Origin of the sequence: Streptomyces sp. NBC_01803 (assembly GCF_035917415.1) — a bacterium.
In the GTDB taxonomy this organism is placed as follows: Bacteria; Actinomycetota; Actinomycetes; order Streptomycetales; family Streptomycetaceae; genus Streptomyces.
In genome coordinates, this window is sequence record NZ_CP109073.1 from 3,359,928 (window position 1) to 3,380,064 (window position 20,137).

General features: G+C 74.0%; 14 protein-coding genes and 2 pseudogenes. 12 read left to right on the forward strand and 4 right to left on the reverse strand.

The window, feature by feature from the left end:
* The first annotated feature begins 32 nt into the window (after positions 1–32).
* A complete protein-coding gene (locus OIE51_RS15155) occupies positions 33–2,828 on the forward strand; it encodes a tetratricopeptide repeat protein (RefSeq protein ID WP_326598206.1) in 2,796 nt (931 codons plus the stop codon).
* Here OIE51_RS15155 and OIE51_RS15160 read toward each other — a convergent pair.
* Positions 2,825–5,131, reverse strand: coding sequence for an excinuclease ABC subunit UvrA (locus OIE51_RS15160; RefSeq protein ID WP_326598207.1), 2,307 nt, complete (start codon positions 5,129–5,131; stop codon positions 2,825–2,827). The genes OIE51_RS15155 and OIE51_RS15160 overlap by 4 nt on opposite strands.
* Before the next feature lie 369 nt (positions 5,132–5,500).
* Between OIE51_RS15160 and OIE51_RS15165 the strand changes: the two genes are divergently transcribed.
* The 11 genes and pseudogenes from OIE51_RS15165 to OIE51_RS15215 all read left to right on the forward strand — a co-directional run.
* On the forward strand, positions 5,501–6,766 hold the full coding sequence (locus OIE51_RS15165) for an ATP-grasp domain-containing protein (RefSeq protein ID WP_326598208.1): 1,266 nt from the start codon (positions 5,501–5,503) through the stop codon (positions 6,764–6,766).
* A complete protein-coding gene (locus OIE51_RS15170) occupies positions 6,763–7,602 on the forward strand; it encodes a Rossmann-like domain-containing protein (RefSeq protein WP_326598209.1) in 840 nt (279 codons plus the stop codon). The genes OIE51_RS15165 and OIE51_RS15170 overlap by 4 nt, the downstream gene beginning before the upstream one ends.
* Before the next feature lie 74 nt (positions 7,603–7,676).
* Positions 7,677–8,711 carry a PLP-dependent cysteine synthase family protein gene (locus OIE51_RS15175; protein ID WP_326600643.1) on the forward strand — a complete coding sequence of 345 codons (1,035 nt, stop codon included), beginning with the start codon at positions 7,677–7,679 and terminating at the stop codon, positions 8,709–8,711.
* Between the two features lie 2 nt (positions 8,712–8,713).
* A complete protein-coding gene (locus tag OIE51_RS15180) occupies positions 8,714–9,880 on the forward strand; it encodes a mandelate racemase/muconate lactonizing enzyme family protein (protein ID WP_326598210.1) in 1,167 nt (388 codons plus the stop codon).
* Complete coding sequence (locus OIE51_RS15185; protein ID WP_326598211.1) at positions 9,877–11,160, forward strand: MFS transporter; 1,284 nt, start codon at positions 9,877–9,879, stop codon at positions 11,158–11,160. Before OIE51_RS15180 ends, OIE51_RS15185 begins: the two co-directional genes overlap by 4 nt.
* Positions 11,157–11,978 (forward strand): class I SAM-dependent DNA methyltransferase, encoded by an 822-nt coding sequence (locus OIE51_RS15190; RefSeq protein WP_326598213.1) that lies wholly within the window; start codon positions 11,157–11,159, stop codon positions 11,976–11,978. The genes OIE51_RS15185 and OIE51_RS15190 overlap by 4 nt, the downstream gene beginning before the upstream one ends.
* A gap of 75 nt (positions 11,979–12,053) precedes the next feature.
* Entirely contained in the window at positions 12,054–13,649 is a 1,596-nt protein-coding gene (locus OIE51_RS15195; RefSeq protein ID WP_326598214.1) for an ABC transporter substrate-binding protein, read from the forward strand.
* On the forward strand, positions 13,646–14,599 hold the full coding sequence (locus OIE51_RS15200) for an ABC transporter permease (RefSeq protein WP_326598215.1): 954 nt from the start codon (positions 13,646–13,648) through the stop codon (positions 14,597–14,599). The genes OIE51_RS15195 and OIE51_RS15200 overlap by 4 nt, the downstream gene beginning before the upstream one ends.
* Positions 14,596–15,414, forward strand: coding sequence for an ABC transporter permease (locus OIE51_RS15205; RefSeq protein WP_326598216.1), 819 nt, complete (start codon positions 14,596–14,598; stop codon positions 15,412–15,414). Before OIE51_RS15200 ends, OIE51_RS15205 begins: the two co-directional genes overlap by 4 nt.
* Positions 15,415–15,416: 2 nt before the next feature.
* A complete protein-coding gene (locus OIE51_RS15210) occupies positions 15,417–17,120 on the forward strand; it encodes an ABC transporter ATP-binding protein (RefSeq protein WP_326600644.1) in 1,704 nt (567 codons plus the stop codon).
* A 146-nt stretch (positions 17,121–17,266) separates the two neighbouring features.
* A pseudogene (locus OIE51_RS15215) lies at positions 17,267–17,554 on the forward strand (polyprenyl synthetase family protein); the annotation flags it as partial.
* Between the two features lie 132 nt (positions 17,555–17,686).
* On the opposite strand, the gene OIE51_RS15220 reads toward OIE51_RS15215, so the two are convergent.
* The 3 genes and pseudogenes from OIE51_RS15220 to OIE51_RS15230 form a co-directional block, all read right to left on the reverse strand.
* Positions 17,687–18,043, reverse strand: a complete 357-nt coding sequence (locus OIE51_RS15220; protein ID WP_326598217.1) for a DoxX family protein — start codon at positions 18,041–18,043, stop codon at positions 17,687–17,689.
* Positions 18,044–18,068: 25 nt separating this feature from the next.
* On the reverse strand, positions 18,069–18,995 hold the full coding sequence (gene sigJ / locus OIE51_RS15225; protein ID WP_326598218.1) for an RNA polymerase sigma factor SigJ: 927 nt from the start codon (positions 18,993–18,995) through the stop codon (positions 18,069–18,071).
* A gap of 590 nt (positions 18,996–19,585) precedes the next feature.
* Positions 19,586–19,780 (reverse strand): annotated as a pseudogene (locus OIE51_RS15230) (SAM-dependent methyltransferase); the annotation flags it as partial.
* Between the last annotated feature and the right edge of the window lie 357 nt (positions 19,781–20,137).

Below are 20,137 nucleotides of genomic sequence, written 5' to 3' on the forward strand. Positions count from 1 at the left end.
CCTACCAACTGGCCCCGCCCGCGCCCGGCGGCGTGTCCTGGCCGCAGCGCATCGGCGTCATCCCTGAGCGGGCGAGCTGCTTCCAGCACCGCGGCGTGGTCGACGCCCTCGACGCCGCCGTCGCACGGGGCGGCACGGCCGTGCTCTGCCAGGTGCTGTCCGGCACCGGCGGGGTCGGCAAGACACAGCTCGCCGCGCACTACGCCCGGCGGCAGTGGCAGTCGGGCACGGTCGATCTGCTGGTGTGGGCCACGGCGGGGAACCGGGACGCGATCATCTCCGCCTACGCCCGCGCCGGAGCGCAGGTCGCCGGCGCCGACGGCCACGATCCGGAGGAGGCCGCGCGGGACTTCCTCGCCTGGCTGGAGACCACCGCGCGGCCCTGGCTCGTCGTCCTGGACGACGTGGCCGACCCGGGGGACCTGCGCGGCCTGTGGCCCCGGCGGAACCCGGTCGGCCGCGTGGTCGTCACCACCCGCCGCCGGGACGCCGTACTGACGGGCAGCGGGCGGGAGTTGGTGCCGGTCGGACTGTTCACCCCGGAGGAGGCCACCGCCTACCTCAACGCGACGCTCGCCGAGCACGGCCGGGAGGAGGACCCGGAGCAGGTGCTCCGACTGGCCCAGGATCTCGGCTTCCTACCGCTGGCCCTGGCCCAGGCCGTCGCGTATCTGATCGACCGCGGCCTCGACTGCGCCTCGTACCGCAGGCGGTTCGCCGACCGGCGCCGGACGCTGGCCGACATCATGCCCGAGGACGGGGCGCTGCCCGACGAGCAGCGCCGGACCGTCGCCGCCACCTGGTCGCTCTCCGTCGATCTGGCCGACCGGTTGCGGCCCGCCGGCCTCGCCCGGCCGCTGCTGCGCGTGGCCAGCGTGCTCAACGCCAACGGCATCCCCACCACCGTGCTCACCAGCCCGCCCGCCCTCGAATACCTCGGCGCCCACATCGGCGGCCGGGAAGTGGACGAGGAGGACGCGCACGACGCGCTGCACTGCCTGCACCGGCTCAACCTCGTGGACCTGGCGGGCGGCGATGTCCCCGGCAGCCGGGTCCGCATCCACGCGCTGATCCAGCGGGCCACCCGGGATCAGCTGGACTCCGCCGAGTTCGACCGCGTGGTGCGGGTCGCAGAGCGGGCCCTGATGCACGCCTGGCCGGAGATCGACAACGGCGGCAGCGGCGGCGACGTCCGGGCCAACGCCGAGGCCCTGCACACCCACGCCGGGGCCCGGCTGTGGCGGGACGGCGCGCCCGTCGCGCTCTACCAGGTCGGGCGCAGCCTCGGCCGGGCCGGGCTCGCGGTCTCGGCGACCCAGCACTGGGAGCAGATGGTGGCCGACGCGCGGCGGCACCTGGGACCCGACCACCCGGACACCCTCACGGTGCGGGTCGCGCTCATCGAGTGGCGGGGCGTGTCGGGGGACCGTATGGGCACGGTCAACGCGCTGGAACGGCTGCTGGCCGACCGGCTGCGGGTGCTGGGCCCCGACCATCCGGACACGCTGATCGCGCACGCCCTGATCGCGGACTGGCGGGAGAAGGCCGGGGACCGGATGGGCACGGTCCGGGCGACCGAACGCCTGCTGGCGGAACGGCTGCGGGTGCTGGGCCCCGACCACCCCGACACGCTGGCCGCCCGTGCCCTGGTCGCGGAACGGCGCGGCTCGGCGGGCGACCGGGCGGGCGCCATGCGGGAGTTGAAGGAGCTGCTGGCGGAACGGCTGCGCGTCTTCGGCCCCGACCATCCGGACACGCTCACCACGCGGGCCCGGATCGCGGAGCGGCGCGGGCAGTCCGGCGACCGGGCCGGCGCGGTGCGGGAGCTGGAAGAGCTGCTGGCCGACCGGCTGCGGGTGCTGGGCCCCGACCATCCGGACACGCTGGCCAGCCGGGCCCGGATCGCCGAGTGGCGCGGGCAGTCCGGGGACCGGGCCGGCGCGGTGGTCGCGGCGCAGGAGCTGCTGGCCGACCGGGTGCGGGTGCTGGGCCCGGACCACCCGGACACGCTGATGGCGCGGGCCGTCATCGCGGAACAGTGCCGGCGGGCGGGCGACTGGGCGGGCGCGGTGCGGGCGTTGGAGGAGCTGCTGGCCGACCGGGTGCGGGTGCTGGGTCCCGACCACGGTGACACGCTGTCGACGCGGGCGCTGATCGTGGAGTGGCGCGGGCAGTCCGGGGACCGGGTGGGCGCGGTGCGGGCGGCGGAGGATCTGCTCGCCGAGCAGCGCCGGGTGCGCGGCCCCGACCATCCCGACACGCTGGGCGCGCGGGCGCTCCTCGCACAGCGCAAGGGCGCGGCCGGGGACCGGACCGGCGCGGCCGAGGCGCTGGAACACCTGCTCGCGGACCGGCTGCGGGTGCGGGGGCCCGACCATCCGGACACGCTGGCCACGCGGGCCCGGCTCGCGGAGTGGCGTGGCGCGGCGGGCGACCGCGAGGGCGCGATGCGGGCGCTGCGGGAGCTGCTGGCCGAACGGCTACGGGTGCTGGGTCCCGACCATCGCGAGACGCTCGCCACCCGCGCGAGCATCGCGGAGACGCGCGGCGCGGCGGGTGACCGGGCCGGCGCGGCGCGGGCGTTGGAGGAGCTGCTCGTGGACCGGCTGCGGGTGCTCGGGCCCGAGCACCGCGACATCGCGGCCACACGCAAACGGATCGCGTTCTGGCGCGCCGGGCAGGTGCGTTACTACCTGCGCTGGCGGGCCGCCGACGGATCGCCCCAGTCGATGGGCCCCTTCCCGCAGGCCGCCACCGCGCGGCAGGCCGGGGTGTGGGCGCGGCGCGGGGGCGGCACGGGCATCGAGGTGGTGGCGGAGAGCGATTAGCCTCGCTGCGCGCTCACGTACTCCCGCAGGTGGCGGGCGGTGAGCGTGTCGGCGTCGGCTATGAGCGCGGCGGGTGTGCCGGTGAACACCACCTGGCCGCCGTCGTGTCCGCCACCGGGACCGAGGTCGATGATCCAGTCGGCGTGGGCCATGACCGCCTGGTGGTGCTCGATGACCACCACCGTGTTCCCGTCGTCCACCAGCCGGTCCAGCAAGGCGAGCAGCTGGTCCACGTCCGCCATGTGCAGCCCGGTCGTCGGCTCGTCCAGCACATAGGTCGAGGACTTCTCCGCCATGTGGATCGCGAGCTTCAGCCGCTGGCGCTCCCCGCCGGAGAGGGTGGTCAGCGGCTGGCCCAGGCGCAGATAGCTGAGCCCGACATCGGTGAGTCGCTCCAGGATCGCGCTCGCCTGGCCCGACGGGAAGAACTCGCGGGCCTCGGCCACCGACATGCCGAGGACCTCGCTGATGTTCTTCCCGCGCAGCGTGTACCTGAGGACCTCGGGCGTGAAGCGCTTCCCCTCGCACCGCTCGCACACCGACGCCACCCCCGCCATCATGGCGAGGTCGGTGTAGACGACGCCGATACCGTTGCAGTGGGGGCAGGCACCTTCCGAATTGGCGCTGAACAGGGCGGCCTTCACCTTGTTGGCCTTGGCGAACGCGGTGCGGATCGGGCTCAGCAGGCCGCTGTACGTCGCCGGGTTGCTCCGCCGGGAGCCGCGGATCGGCGACTGGTCGGCGACCACCACGCCGTCCCGGTCCGACAGATACCCGTGGATCAGCGAGCTCTTCCCGGACCCGGCGACCCCGGTGACCACGGTCAGCACCCCGAGCGGGATCTCCACGCTGACATCCCGCAGGTTGTGCAGGTCGGCGTGCTCGATCGACAGGGTGCCCAGCGGCTCGCGGGTCCGCTCCCGCGGTCCCGCCCGGTGGTCGAGGTGCCGTCCGGTCAGGGTGCCGGAGGCGCGCAGCCCGGCCACGTCCCCGCTGTAACAGATCCGGCCGCCGTTCGTGCCCGCGCCGGGGCCGAGGTCCACGACGTGGTCGGCGATCGCGATGACCTCCGGCTTGTGCTCCACGACGAGCACCGTGTTGCCCTTGTCGCGCAGGCGCAGCAGCAGGCCGTTCATCCGCTGGATGTCGTGCGGGTGCAGGCCGACCGTGGGCTCGTCGAAGACATAGGTGACGTCGGTCAGGCTGGAGCCGAGGTGGCGGACCATCTTCACGCGCTGGCTCTCGCCGCCGGAGAGGGTGGCGGAGGTGCGGTCCAGGCTCAGATAGCCGAGGCCGATCTCCACCAGCGACTCCAGCGTCTGCCGCAGGGTGGCGAGCAGCGGGGCCACGGACGGGTCCTCGATGGAGCGGACGAACTCGGCCAGATCGCTGATCTGCATCGCGGAGCAGCGCGCGATGTTGACCCCGGCGACGGTCGAGGACAGCGCGGCGGCGCTCAGCCGCGAGCCGCCGCAGGCGGGACACTCGGTGAACACCACGGCCCGGTCCACGAACGCGCGGATGTGGGACTGCATCGAGTCGCGGTCCTTGGACAGGTAGGTCCGCTGGACCTTGGTGACGAGCCCTTCGTACGTCATGTTGTTCGAGCCGACTTTGACCTTGGTGGCGGACTTGTGCAGGAAGTCCTCCCACTCGGCCGGGGTGAAGTCCCGCAGCTTCTTGTCCGGGTCGTATAACCCGGAGTGCGCCATGATCTGCCAGTACCACGAGTCGACGGCGAAGCCGGGCGCGGTGATCGCGCCCTCGTTGAGGGAGAGGTCCCGGTCCACGAGCTGGTCGATGTCGATCGTCGACACCTGGCCGAGGCCCTCGCACTCGGGGCACATACCCTCCGGGCTGTTGAAGCTGAAGGCGCTCGACGTCCCGATGTGCGGGGTGCCCAGGCGGCTGAAGATGATCCGCAGCATGGTGTAGGCGTCGGTGGCGGTGCCCACGGTGGAGCGGGAGTTGGCCCCCATCCGCTCCTGGTCGACCACGATCGCCGCGCTCAGGTTGTGCAGGCCGTCGACATCGGGCCGGCCGAGGCTCGGCATGAACGACTGGATGAACGCGGTGTACGTCTCGTTGATCAGGCGCTGCGACTCGGCGGCGATGGTGCCGAAGACGAGCGAGGACTTGCCGGAGCCGGAGACGCCGGTGAAGACGGTGAGGCGGCGCTTGGGGATGTCGAGCGAGACGTCCGCCAGATTGTTCTCCCGGGCGCCGCGCACCCGGATGACGTCGTGGCTGTCCGCCGGAGCGGGCTGGGCGGCGGCGGTGGTGGCGGACGGTTCGGCGGACATGCGTGGCTCCCGGACATCAGCGGCGACAGCGGACTTCGGTGGACGGGCACCGGCGGGCGGACACCGGTGCGACCGAGTATGACCCGGACCACTGACAATCCGGCCGGACTCCCCACCGGAGACCGACGGCCGCCCCGCCAACCGCCCCGATGTCGCTCGCTGGGCCGGACCGGTTTCGCTCTCCGGGCCGGACCGGGCGAGTCGATGGTGAGGCGTGGACCCCGTGGCGTCCTGCTCGGTGTGGTCGGGGCCGGGGCCGGGGTCGGGGTCGCGGGGTTTCCGCAGGGGTGAGCGCCCATCAGATGACAATGAAAATGATTATCGATAGTCTTCCCGGCGGCCAGGTCCATGTCACTGGAAGGGCGCACCGTGGGACATCTGCTGATGATCGAGAGCTGGGTCGGCTCCATGAGCCGGCTGCTGCCGCGTGCGATCGGGGAAGCGGGGCACCGGTTCACGTTCCTCACCCGTGATCTGCACCACTATCTGCGCGCGGCGCCGCCTTCGGCGCCGCATCCGTTGCTCGCGGCCGGGAACGTTCTCACGGCCGATACCAACGACCTCGCCGCGCTGGCGGCTTATGCCGAGCGGCTGCACGAGGTGCTGCGCTTCGACGGGGTGATCTCGTCGTGCGACTACTACCTCCCCGCCGTCGCCCACGTCGCCCGCCGTCTCGGGCTGCCGGGGGCCGCGCCGGAGGCGGTGACGGCCGCCTGCCGCAAGGACGCCACCCGCCGCGCGCTGGCCGAGGCGGGGGTGCCGGGGCCGGCCCACGCGGTGTGCCGGGACTGGCCCGAGACGGCCGCAGCCGCCGCGCGCCTCGGATATCCGCTGGTGATCAAGCCGGTTGACCTGTGCGCGGGGATGTACGTCCGCGAGGTCGACGGCGAACGCGCGCTCGCCGAGGCGTACAAGGCGCTGGGCGACTTCCCCGTCAACGCGCGCGGCCAGCGTCGCGATCCCGCTGTGCTGCTCGAAGCGCTGCTGGTGGGACCCGAGTTCAGCGTCGAGACCGTGTCGCACGACGGCGCCTGCCACGTGGTCGGGGTGACCGACAAGAGCGTCGGCGGGGCGCCCGCGTTCATCGAGACCGGGCACATGTTCCCGGCCGCGCTGGAGCCGGCCGACGCCCGCCGCGTCGCGGACACGGCGGTCGCCGCGCTCCGCGCGCTCGGCCTGGACCAGGTGGTCGCGCACACCGAGATCAAGCTCACGGCCGACGGCCCCCGGGTGATCGAGGTCAACCCGCGACCGGCCGGCAACCGGATCACCGAGTTGGTCCGCCACGTCACCGGCGTCGACCTGCCCGCCGCCGCCGTCGACGTCGCGCTGGGCCGGCGCCCGGATCTCGCGCCGCGCGATACGGGCGTGCACAGCGCCGCCATCGGCTTCCTGCTGCCCGAACAGGCGGGTGAGCTGGCCGGGTTCGAAGGTGTGGAGGCCGCTGTCGCGGCGCCCGGGCTGCGTGAGCTGGACCTCGCCGGGCCGGGCCGAGCCGTGCGGCCGGCGGCCAGCAACAACGACTACCTGGGCCACGCCCTGGTCACCGCCGAGGAGACCGGTGTGGCGCGCGGCCGGGCCGAGGCCGTGCTCGCCGGGCTGCGCCCCCGCTACGCGGTGGACGGTGCGGCGTGAGGTCGCTCGTGGAGCTGGAACGGCACGTGTTGACAGGGGAGTTCGGACCCGACCCGGCGGAGCTGCGGATATCCGTGGCGTTCACCACCTGCCAGGCCGTGCGGCATCGGGGCCGGACCGGTGGGTACCGGAACGAGGTCCTCAGCCTGCGGCTGGCCGGGGCGGTCGGCTCCTGTGCTGTCGAGCCCGGCAGCCTGCCGGGCGGGACGCTCGACGACTGCGTGGGCGCGGACGTGGCCCGGCTGCTCGGCCATCCGCTGCCCGCCGTCCGGATCGCGGCGCTGGACGCCTATCTCGGGCACGTGCTCCCGCACACGCCGGAGAACGGCGCCCGCCCGTACCCGCTGCCGGCCGGGGACAGCCTGCGCAAGTCGCGGGCCCGCGCGCGGGCCGTCGTGGACCTGCTGCCCGAAGACCCGGCGCCGCGCCGCGTGCTGGTGGTCGGCGTGGTCAACTCCCTGCTGGAGCGGCTGCGGGAGCGCGGCACCGGCTACGTGGCATGCGACTTCAAGGGTGGCGCCACCGAATGGGGCGAGCCCGTGCACCGGGACGCGACCGCCGAACTCGACGGCTGTGATGCGCTGTTGGTCTCCGGTATGACACTGGGTAACGGCACTTTCGAACCGCTGCTGGACCACGCCCGCGCCACCGGCAAGCCGCTGGTGCTGTTCGCGCAGTCGGGCAGCGCGGTGCTGCCGCGTTTCCTCGGCGCCGGGGTGAGCGCGGTGTCGGCCGAGCCGTACCCGTTCTTCTGGCTGGACGGTGGACCCGGCGTGCTGCACCGCTACGCCGTGCCGAGCGTCGTGGGCGCGGGCGTGGCCGGAGGTGCGGCATGACCGTCATCGCCACGGAACAGGCCGGGCAGGGCCAGCAGACCGGGCAGGCCGGGCAGGCCGTCGCCCGGCCCGAGATGCTGGCCCTCCTCGGCCGCACCCCCCTGGCGCGGATCACCGTGCCGCTGCCGCATCCGCACCCCGGCTTCTGGGCGAAGCTGGAGGCGCTGGGCGCGGGCGGCCTCAAGGCTCGCGCCGCCGTCGCCATGCTGCTCGGCGCCCGCGAACGCGGCGAACTGCTCCCCGGCGCACCGGTCGTGGAGTCCACCTCCGGCACGCTCGGCCTCGGCCTGGCCTTCGCCGGGCAGGCCCTGGGCCATCCGGTGGTGCTCGTCGGCGACGCCGAACTGGAGCCCGCCGTCTGTGCGTTACTTCGCGCCCATGGAGCCCGGCTGGAGCTGGTGGAACGACCGGCGCCCAACGGCGGCTGGCAGGCCGCCCGTATCGCCCGGCTGCGCGAACTGCTCACGGACCTGCCCCGCGCATACTGGCCGGACCAGTACAACAACCCCGACAATGCGGCCGGTTACGCCGCCATGGCCGCCGAGATCGGGGACGCGCTGGACCACCTCGACGTGTTGGTGTGCAGTGTCGGAACGGGCGGCCACAGCGCCGGCATCACCGGCCCGCTGCGCCGCCGCTGGCCCGCGCTGCACGTCATCGGCGTCGACTCGATCGGCTCCACGATCTTCGGCCAGCCCGCCCGTTCCCGCGTGATGCGCGGCCTGGGCAGCAGCATCCACCCGCGCAACGTCCGTCACGACATCTTCGACGAGGTGCACTGGGTCGGCCCGGTGGAGGCCGTCGACGCCTGCCGCAGGCTGGCCAGGGGCTGCTTCGTCAGCGGCGGGTGGAGCACGGGCGCGGTCGCCCTGGTCTCCGCGTGGGCCGCCCGCACCCGGCCCGGCGCGGTGGTGGCCACGGTGTTCCCGGACGGGCCGCACCGCTACGTCGGCACCATCTACGACGACGACTACTGCCTGCGCCACGGCATCGGCACCGAAGGCGCTCCCGCCGCGCGGCCGTTGGAGATCCCGCACCCGCGCGCCGTCGAGGCGACCGGCTGGACCCGCTGCCGCACCGTCGTCGATCCGCTGCGAGGTTCTGCATGAGCATGAGGATTACCGTTCGGACCGCGTCGCTCGAACTCCGCACGCCGCTGCGCATCTCGCGCTCGGTGATGGCCCGTCGCGACGCCGTGTGGCTGTCCGTCGAGGACGGCGACGGCGCCGCCGGGTACGGCGAGGTCGTCAGCTCGGTGTACCTGGGGCTGACCGCCGAGCGCGCCAAGCACGCCCTGCTCGGCCACGCCGCCCCGGCGCTGGCCCGCCAACCCGACCCGGAGGCAGCCCTGTTGGGTCTGCTCAACGGCACGCTGCTGCCGCGCGGCTTTCCACCGGGCGTCACGGCGGCGGTCGACTCCGCGCTGCTCGACCTCGTGGGCAAGCGCGCCGGCCGGCCCGTGCACCGGCTGCTCGGCGACGGCGACGGCGACGGCGACGGCGACGGCGACGGCGTTGGCGACGGCGTTGGCGCTGACGTGGGCGTTCGCGCTGGCGCTGGCGACGGTGATCCGGGCGACCGCGACGAGGTGGCCGCCGTCACCGCCCGCACCATCGGGATCACCGACCCGGCCGACGCGGCGGAGCAGGCCCGCGAGTTGGCGGCCCGAGGCTTCCGCATTCTCAAGGTCAAGGCCGGCTCGGTCGATCCGGCCGAGGACCTGGACCGCGTCGCGGCCGTGCACGACGCCGCCCCCGACGTCCGGCTGCTGCTCGACCCCAACGGCGCCTGGACCCCCACCCGCGCGGAGGCGTTGCTGCCGCTCTTCTCCGCGCTCGGCGTCGAGGCCGTCGAACAGCCCACCGCCCCGGGCGATCCCGAGTCGCTGGCCCGGCTCGCGGAGCACTCGCCCGTGCCGCTGATCGCCGACGAGGACGCCGTCGGGTACGACGACGCGCTGCGCCTGGCGGGCCGGGTGCACGGCGTCAACATCAAGCTCGCCAAGTGCGGCGGCGCGCACGCGGCGGCGCGTATCTGCGCCGCGCTCGACGGCAGCGGCACCGACGTCATGCTCGGCTGCCTGACCGCCTCCTCGCTCGGCATCGCCCCGGCCGTCCACCTCGTGGCACGCGCCCGCTGGGTCGATCTCGACGGCCATCTGCTGCTCGCCCACGACCCGTGGCAGGGCATCGGCGGCGCCGACGGAACGGTCCGCGCCGCCGGTCGGCCCGGCCTCGGCGTCAGCCCGGTGTCCCGGTCGGGAGGGGACGGCACATGAAGACCCTCCATGCCGTGCGCGGCTTCCCGCTCGCCGTGCGGCTGCTGCTGGTCAACCAGTTCGGCGTCAACACCGGCTTCTATCTCCTCGTTCCCTATCTCGCCGTCCACCTGGACGAGGACCTGGGGATGTCCGCCGCGCTGATCGGTGTCGTGCTCGGGGTGCGCAACCTCAGCCAGCAGGGGCTGTTCATCATCGGCGGCTCGGCCGCCGACCGGCTCGGCGCGCGGGGCGTCATCATCGCCGGATGTGCTGTGCGCACGGTCGGATTCGCGCTCTTCGCGCTCGGTGACGCGCTCGCCGTGCTGATCGCGGCGTCCGTGCTCAGCGGGTTGGCGGGCGCCCTGTTCAACCCGGCGGTGCGCGCCTACATCTCGGTCGAGTCGGGAGAGCGGAAGGCCGAGGCGTTCGCGCTCTTCCAGGTGTTCGCGATGGCCGGGGCGCTCGCCGGACCGTTGCTCGGCAGCGCGCTGCTGCTGATCGACTTCCGCGCCTCGGCGCTCACCGCCGCCGCGATCTTCGCCGCGCTCACCGTGGCGCAGGCCGTCGTGCTGCCCGCGCGTGAGGTGCCGAAGGCGGATGGCGGCCGGGCCGGCGTGCTCGCCGACTGGCGCGAGGTCGTGTCCAACCGCCGCTTCCTGGCCTTCGCCGTCGCCATGACCGGCATGTTCACGCTGGAGAGCCAGCTCTACCTGCTGCTTCCGGACGGCGCCAGGACCGCCACCGGATGGCAGGGAGCGCCGAGCCTGATCTTCCTGGTGGGCACGGTCGCGAGCCTCGCCCTCCAGCTCCGCGTCACCACCGCGCTCAAGAGCCGTGGCAGCCGGGGCCGTTGGATCGCCGCCGGACTCGCCTGCATGGGGCTGGCGTTCGTGCCACCGCTGCTGGTGGTGTCCGGCGACGCGCCGGGCGGGCCGGTGCCGCGGCTGCTGCCGGTGCTCGCGGGCGCGGCACTGCTCTACCTCGGTGTGATGGCGGCCCAGCCGTTCGTCATGGAGCTGATCCCCGCGTTCGGCCGTCAGGCCCTCACCGGCACCCGTTTCGGCCTCTTCTACGTCGTCTCCGGCGTCGTGGCGGCGGCCGGGAACACGGCCGTGGGCTGGGCCATGGACCTCGGCGAACGCGGCGGCCGGCCGTGGCTGCCGTGGCTGTGCTGCGTCGCCGTCGGCCTGCTCTCCGCCGCCGGGGTGGCGCTGTTGAGCCGCCGGAACGCGCTGCCCGAGCCCGCCCCGGCCGAAGCCCGTCCCGCCGCCGTGTCCACCCGGCAGGCCGTGCCATGACTGGCGGCGAGAACCTGCTCACCGACCGGCCCGAGCTGTACGAGGCCCGGTTCCCCGATCCGGAACGGCTCGCCGCCCGCTGGGCGGAGGAGGTGCTGCGGCGCCACGGCGCCGGGCCGCGCGTGCTGGACGCGGGCTGCGGCACCGGGCGGGACGCCGCGCACCTGCACGGCCTCGGCCGTCGGGTCGTCGGCATCGACCTCGCCCCAACGATGCTCGCGCACGCCCGCGCCCACCACCCGGGTCCCGAGTATCTCCGGGCCGACCTGCGGGACTTCGATCTCGGCCGCCGGACGGTCGACGCCGTGCTCTGCCTGGACAGCGCGCTGTTGTACTGCCACACCAACGCGGAACTGGCCGGGTTTCTCGCGGCCTGCCGCCGACATCTGTCCCCCGGCGGCCTGCTCGTCGTGGAGATGCGCAACGGCGCGTTCTTCCTGGGGTCTTGCGAGCTGCTCGACGCGCCGACGACACGGTCGCTCACCGACGGCGGCGTCACCCGCACGGCCGTCACCACCCTGTGGATCGACCGCGCCGCGCAACTCCTGTGCCGACGCCGGGTGTGGACCGCCGACGACGGCTCGCCGCCCATCGAGCAGCGCTCCGCCTGGCGGCTGCTCTTCCCGCAGGAGCTGCGCCATCTCCTCACCGGTGCCGGCTTCGACGTGCTGGAGCTGCACGACGGACCCGGTCCGCGTACCGACCCGCCCTGGCGTCTGGGCGCGCCCGCGCCGGGCGGCACCGCCGACGGCGACCGGCTGCACGTGGTCGCCCGGCTCTCCGCTCACCCCGATTCCCCCGATCCCCCGATTTCCTGACCTCCCCCAACTCCCTCAAACTCCCTCAAATTCTCCCAACTCCCCCAATTCCCCAGTGAATGAGGAACGATCAGCATGACCGACCACACGAGATCCCTCCCCGACGGCCCCGGCCGTCGCACCGTCCTGGCCGTCGGCGGCGGCGCGGCCACCGCCCTGGCGCTCACTGCCTGTGGCGGCGGCTCCGGCGCCGGTTCCGGCGCGGACTCCGGCGGGAACGGCGACGGAGGCGAGCCGCGCCGGGGCGGACGGCTCCGGGCCGCCTTCGCCGGCGGCGGCGCGAGCGAGACGCTGGACCCGCACCTGACGAACCTGTTCGCCGACGCCGCCCGCGCCAAGGCCCTGTTCGACAAGCTCGCGGACTTCGGCGCCGACATGTCCGCCCAGCCCCGCCTCGCCGAGCGCTGGGAGCCCAGCGACGGTCTGGACCGCTGGACCGTCACCCTGCGCGAGGCCCAGTGGCACGACGGCGCGCCGGTCACCGCCGCCGATGTCCTCCACAGCTACCGCCGGATAGCCGATCCCGACCAGGCGTTCCGCGCCAAGGCGTCGCTGGAGCCCATCGATCTGGACGCCAGCCGGGTGGTGGACGACCGGACCGTGGAGTTCCGCCTGAAGCGCCCCTACGCCGAATTCCCCAACGTGCTCGCCGCGTTCGGCGCGTACATCGTGCCGGACGGCGCGACGGCGTTCGACAGCCCGGTCGGCTCGGGGCCGTTCCGCTTCGTCTCCTTCGAACCCGGCCGCTCCCTGCTGGTGGAGCGCTTCGACGGCTACTGGGACGGCGCCCCGCACCTGGACGAACTGGAGTTCGTTATCGCCGACGAGGAGTCCGCGCGGATCAACGCGCTGCTCGGTGGCCAGGTCGAGTACGCCCACGAGCTCAACCCGGCCACCGCACGCGCCCACGAGAACGGCGGCCAGGCACACATCGTGCGGCTGCGCAACAGCGCCATGCAGGGGTTCGTGCTGAAGACCGACCGCGCCCCCTTCGACGACCCGCGCGTGCGCGAGGCGTTCTTCCTCCTGGCCGACCGCCAGGAGCTGGTCGACGGCGCCCTGTCCGGCGCGGGCGAGATCGGCAACGACCTGTTCGGCAAGGGCTATCAGTACTACGCCGACGACATCCCGCAGCGCGCCCAGGACCTCGACCGGGCCAGGGAGTTGCTGCGCGAGGCCGGTCACGGTGACGGCCTCACCGTCACCCTCGACACCTCGCCGGTCGCCACCGGCTTCATCGAGGCCGCCGAGATCTTCAAGGAGCAGGCCGCCCGCGCCGGGGTCACCATCGAGGTCGCCGTCGGCAGCGAGGACACGTACTGGGCCGACACTCTCGACTCCGGCACCATCGCCTGCACCCGCTCCGGCACCATGCCCATCGAGTCCCACATCTCGCAGCGCCTGCTCAGCGATTCGCCCACCAACGCCACCCACTGGCGGCACGAGGACTTCGACGAGCTGTACCGGCAGGCCCAGTCCACCCGCGACGAGGCCGAACGCGCCGCGCTGTACGGGCGGATGCAGCGCCGCTTGCACGCAGAGGGCGGCTTCCTCATCTGGGGCTTCGCCGACTGGATCCTGGCGACGGCCGGGCACCTGCGCGGTGTCTCCGAGGACGCGCCCGCCAACACCCTGGACTGGGCGCGCTTCGACCGGGTCTGGCTGGCGTGACCGACCGCCGCTCCTGGCTGGCGCGGAGACTGGCGCTCGGCGCCGCGCAGACCGCCGGCGTGGTGGTGCTGGTCTTCCTGCTCACCGAGGCGCTCCCCGGCGACGCGGCCGTCGCGCTCGCCGGGGACGTCCCCGATCCCGAACGTGTCGCGCGCATCCGGGAGATCATGCGACTGGACGAGCCGGCCGCCGAGCGCTTCGGCGACTGGGCCGCCGGGCTCCTCCGCGCCGATCTCGGCACCTCGCTCGTGTCGGGGCGGCCGGTCACCGGCTATCTGGCGGACGCCATCGGGCCGACCGTGCTGCTCGCGGGCCTCACCCTGCTGCTGCTCGTCCCGCTTTCGGTGGGGCTGGGCGTGCTCGCCGCCCGCCACGAGGGCGGCCTGATCGACCGGTTGGTGAGCGCGGTGACCCTCGGGGTGTACGCGATCCCGGAGTTCGCCCTCGGGGTGCTGCTCATCGTGGTGTTCGCGCTGCGGCTGGGGTGGCTGCCGCCCACGGCGGTCGGGCACGGCACCGACCTGCTCGCCGAGCCGGCCGTGCTGGTCCTGCCGGTGCTGGTGCTGCTGGCCCGCCCGGTGTGCTCGATCAGTCGGCTGGTCCGGGCCGGGATGATCGACGCGATGGCCGCGCCGTATGTGGCGCAGGCCCGGCGGTACGGCGTCCCCGGCGGCCGGATCCGCTGGTCGCACGCCCTGCCCAACGCTGTCGCCCCGGCCGCGCAGCAGCTCGCCCGGACCTGCGACTGGCTGCTGTCGGGGGTGATCGTGGTGGAGGCGCTGTTCGTCATCCCCGGCCTCGGCACCGTCCTGATCGACGCGGTGGCCGCCCGTGACATCCCGGTGGTGCAGGGGCTGGCGGTGGTCTTCGGCGTGGTCACCGTGCTGCTCAACCTGGCGGCGGACATGGTCACGCACCGGTTCGCGCCCCGCGCGGGGGTGGCGGCGTGAGGCGGCTCGGCCGGCCGGCAGGCGGACAGGCGGCGCTGGGGCTGGCGTTGGTGGCCGTGCCGTTGTTCCTCGCCGTCGCCGGTCCGTGGCTCGCGGGCGAACCGGCGCCGCGCGGCGTCTCGTTCACCACCGGCCAAGGACACTGGCTGGGCACGGACTTCACCGGCCGCGACGTGTGGCGGCAGGTCCTGCTCGGCGGGCGTTCGGTGGCGCTGACCGCCGTGACGGCCACCGCAGCCGCGTATCTGGTGGCGCTGCCGATCGGGCTGGCCGCCGCGCTCACGCACCGAACGTGGCTGGAGGAGCTGCTGATCAGGCCGCTGGACGTGGTGCTGGCCGTGCCGTCGCTGCTGCTCCTGCTGATGACCGCGGCGCTGTTCACGCCGGGGCCGGTGGGCCTGGCGCTGATCGTCGCGCTGATCAACGTGCCCGACACGGTGCGGATCGTGCGGGCCGCGGCGGCGGAGGCGGCGGCCCGGCCGGCCGTGGAGGCGATGCGGATGCAGGGCGAGAGCTGGTGGCGGATGGCGGTCGGCTACGTCGGCCGTTCGACGCTGCGGACGCTGGCCGCCGACGCGGGGGTGCGGCTCACCGGGACGCTGTACCTGGTCGCCACCGCCGCGTTCCTGGGCGTCGGCGTGGCGCCGGACGCCGCCGACTGGGCCGTGATGGTGGACCACAACCGGACCGGGCTGTTCGTCCAGCCCTGGGCCGTGGTGGTCCCGGCGATGCTCATCGTCGCGCTGACCACCGGCACCAATCTGCTGTTCGACGCCGGGCTGGCAAGGCCCGCGAGGGGAGGGAAACGACCGTGACCGTGGCGCGCGTTGAGAATCTGCGGGTCGAGATCGGTGGCCGGGCCGTCGTCGACGGCGTCTCGTTCACCGCGCGGCCGGGCCGCTGCACCGCGCTGGTGGGGCCGTCCGGCAGCGGCAAGAGCACCACCGGGCTGGCGCTGCTGGGCGAATACCCGGCCGGGGCGCGGGTGTCCGGCACGGTCACCGTGACCGGCCGGGCCGGGTATGTCCCGCAGCAGCCCGCCGCCGCGCTCAACCCGGCGCGCCGGGCGGGGGCGTTGCTCGGCGACATCGCCCGGCAGGCGGGTGGCGGCCGTGCCGAGCGCGCCGACCGGGTGGCGGCGGCGCTGCGGGCCGCCCAGCTTCCCGAGCCGGAGCGGGTGGTGCGCCGCTACCCGCACCAGCTCTCGGGCGGCCAGCAGCAGCGCGCCGTCCTGGCGCAGGCGCTGCTGTCGGGCGCGCCGGTGGTGGTCGCGGACGAACCGACCACGGGACAGGACCCGTTGACCCGGCAGCGGGTGGTGGCGGAGCTGCGCGCCGTGCTGACGCGGGGCGTCGCGGTGGTGCTGCTCAGCCACGATCTGGACGTGGTGCGGGAGCTGGCCGACGAACTGGTGGTCCTCAACGCGGGTCGGGTCGTGGAGTCGGGGCCCGCCGCCCGGATCTTCGCGGCGCCCCGCCATCCGTGGACCGCGCGGCTGCTGGCCGCCGCGCTGCCCGGCCCCGATCCCGATTCCAGCCCCGAGGCCGAACGCGGCCCCGATTCCGGCCCCGGCCCCGGCCCCGAGGCCGAACGCGACCCCGATCCCGATCCCGGCCCCGGCCCCGATCCCGGCCCCGGCCCTGATTCCGGCCCCGATTCCGGCCCCGAGGCCGAACGCGACCCCGATCCCGATCCCGGCCCCGGCCCCGGCCCCGGCCCCGGCCCCGATCCGGAGCGCGGGCCTCAGCCGCGGCGGTCAAGGGAACGTGGGGCCGTCCTGCGCGTCGAGGGGCTCACCGCGTGGCACGGCCCGCGCCGGGGCGGCGCCACCGTGCTGCGCGACGCCTCGCTGACGCTGGGCGCGGGGGAGTGTCTCGCGGTCGTCGGCCGCTCCGGCTCGGGCAAGACGACCCTGGCCCGTTGTCTCGCCGGGCTGCACCGCCGCTGGTCGGGCCGGGCGGTCCTGGACGGGACCGCGCTGCCGCGCAGTGTGCGCGGTCGCGACCGGGGGCAACTGGCCGCCGTGCAGTATGTGTTCCAGGACGCGCGGGCGTCGTTCGACGAATTCCGGCCGGTGCTGGACCAGATCGCGCGCACCGCCGTGCGGCTCCGCGGCGCCGCTCCCGGGGTGGCGCGCGACGAGGCGGTCGTGACGCTCGCCGCCGTGGGCGTCGACGCCGGTACGGCGGCCCGCCCGCCCGGCGGCCTCTCCGGTGGTGAACTGCAACGTGCCGCGCTGGCCCGTGCGTTGCTCGCCCGGCCGAAGGTGCTGCTGTGCGACGAGATCACCTCGGGGCTCGATCCGGTCACCCGGCAGGGCGTCCGCACGCTGCTCGCGGGCCTGAAGGAGCGGACGTCGCTGGTGCTCATCACCCATGACGTGGCGGTGGCCGCGAGCCTGGCCGACCACATCGCCGTGCTGGACGAGGGCCGGGTCGTGGAACAGGCGCGGGCGGCGACCCTGTTGACGGCTCCCGGTCACCCGTTCACACGTCGGCTCCTGGATGCCCTGCCCTCATAGTTCGAGTTTCCATTCGATCCGTGTACGGTCGTGGGCGCGGCGGGCCACGAGCGGGTGTGCCGCGAGGTGCCCCGGGAACGCCAGACGGCGCGCCGCCGCCCGTTCCGGCGCGTCCGATGACTGAGGACCTGCCCGAGCACCTCCTCATGAAGCCACGCATCGACGGGGAGTTGAGGACGTTCGTGGACGAGGAGGTGGCGCTGCTCCTCGACATCGACGCCGCACTGGCGCCCCTCGCCGACGGATTGCGCAAGGTCACCGCGGAGGGCGAACGTCTGCGGGGCGCCTTCTGGCACTGGGGCTGGCGGGCCGCCGGCCAGCCGGACAGCGGCGAGATGGTCATGGTGGCCGCCGCCGTGGAGCTGGTCCACGCCGCCGCCCTGGTCCACGACGACATCATCGACGACAGTCCCGTCCGACACGGGCGCACCACCGCCCACATCGCGCTCCAGGCGCCGTCACCTCCACCACCGCCCGCACCGACCGCTGGATCGCCCCGCCGCTGTCCGCCGAAGTCCCCCCGCGGGGCGACTGACGGGCGGGCGCCGCCGGACGGCCGGCGCCGGTCACCACGCTCCGTGGTGGGCCAGGCCGACCGCCAGCGCGCCCGAGGCCAGCGAGAGAAAGATGGACAGGTTGCCGAACTCGTAGTGATGGGCCCGAAGATGGACCACGAGCGCGCCGAGGAAGAACAGCACGAGGCCGGCCGCGGCGGCCGTTCCGATCAGCGGCACGGCGAAGCCGGCCAGCAGGCCGAGCGCGCCCGCCGCCTTGAGGGCGCCCAGCGGGATCATCCACGACGGGGGCACATGTCCCTTCTCCATCACGACGAGGACCCGCTCGTGGCGGACGAAGTCCATGGAGGCCGAGAAGGCGTTGGCGATCACGGCCAGCACGGTGACGGCGACGTATGCGGCGAACATGGGGAGGCTCCGTTGGCTTGTCGGTTCAGTGGAGGTGGGAGAGCTTGTCGGGGTTGGACAGCAGGTAGATGCCGCTGATCTGTTCGCCGCTGGGGCTCAGATCGAGGGTCAGCGCGGCGAAGAGGGTGTCGCCGCGGAAGAACACCGCCGACGGGGCGCCGTTGATCCGCCGGTAGCGGATGTCCAGGCCATCGGGGAAACGGCCGACGCCGGCGGCCAGGGCGCGGGCGACCTTGTCACGACCGTGCACCGGATGCCGGCCGGCGGCCGGGGCCTTGCCTCCGCCGTCGGCGACCAAGGTCACGTCCGGCGCCAGCAGTTCGATCAGCGCCCGCAGATCACCGCCGGCGGCGGCGGCCACGAAGCGTTCGGTCACCTGCCGCCTGAGCCGTGGCCCGGCCTCGTGGCGAGGCCGCCGGGCCTGGACGTGTTCGCGGGCACGGTGGGCGAGTTGGCGTATCGCGGCGGGGCTGCGGCCAAGGATCTCCGCCGTCTCGGGGTGGGCGTAGCCGAACACCTCGTGCAGCACGAAGACCGCGCGCTCCAGCGGGGTGAGCGACTCCAGCACGACCAGCAGCGCCATCGACACCGACTCGGCGCGCAACACCGCGTCGGCGGCGTCACCGGCCGCCGCGTCCGCCGGGCCGCCGCCCGCGGCGGCGACGAACGGCTCGGGCAGCCAGGGCCCGATATACGTCTCCCGGCGGCGGCTGATGCTCTCCTGCCGCGCCAGCGCGCGGTTCACCGCGATCCGCACCAGGTACGCGCGCGGGTTGGCGATCTTCTCGCCCCCGGGCGACCGGACGCGGTCGGCCCATGCCACCCAGGTCTCCTGCAGCACGTCCTCGGTGTCGCAGACGCTGCCGAGGATGTTGTAGACGACGGAGAACAGCAGCCCGCGATGGACGGCGAACACCTCCGTCGCCGTCGCGTCCGATGTGGACTCGGACACCGTGGGCCCCCTTCCGTCGCGCCGGGCTTCCGATCGCACCTTGAGAGCGGCTGGGCCTCCCCGGGTGTGACGACGCGATCTCAAGTGTGACCCGGATCACGAAACGGGGGCGGTCAGCGCTCGCGCGCGGAGATCCGTTGCCCGCCCGACAACGCCGGCCGCGAGGGTGACCGCGTGCTGACCGAGCCGCACCCGTACTTCCGTGATGGCGGGGCCCGACCCCCGTGCCGCGGTCGATGCTGCCCGGAGAGCCGGCGGCTGGGCCCGGGGCCGGTCCGGTGCGGCGTACCGCCCGGGACGGGGCGGTCGACGCCCTCGACTTCGGCGGAGCCGTGCGCCTCGCCGCTCCCCGCTGAACGCGCGTCCGGACCAGCCGACGGCCAGCCTCGAAAGCAATGGCTGGGGGTCCGCCGCATGCCACCGCAGACCTACGTCGACGCCGTGATCACCCTGGAGAGCGAGCGGCATGCCGGCGGCCGACGAGGCCGAACTCGCCTGCCGGGTCACGGTCGCGGGACAGGCGGTCCAGCGTCTTGGGACGCCCGGTCACCCCTTGTGCCTCGGCCTCGGGCTCAACGACGTGCGAGGGGTCATCTACCCGCGGGCTTGTTCGCGAACGGCCACCGGCTGCCCGCCGGCGCGTCGTTCCGCTCCGGCAGGAGGCCGTGTCCATCAAGGCGGGTGAAGGCGTAGGGCGTGTGGATCAATGTGGCCGGGCCTCTGCCGACCAGATCACCGGCCGAGTCGGGCCGTGGCTCTCCGTCGAACAAGGCGAGCAGGTCGACGCGACGCGCCTTCCAGGCCCCCGCTCGGCTGTCCGGTCGGGGCCGGGGTTGTCCTGACCTGCGGCCCAGTAGCCCATGGGGGACCGTGCGGTGGCCTGTCGACGGAGGTGACGCGATCCGCAGCGGACGATCAAGGGAACTGATCAAGGGAACTGATCAAGGGAAACATGGAAGGGCACGAGAATGCCCACTCCTTGCCACTCTCAACATATAGCGCACCGGGGGGCTTGCGGCAAGACCCGGGTCCTGCCGCAGAATCGCTGGCCAAGGCCAGACCCTGCGGAAACGGGAGATGCACGAAGTGCGCGTGTTGTTGTCGGTTTATGGGTCGTGCGGTGACGTCGAGCCGGTGGTGGG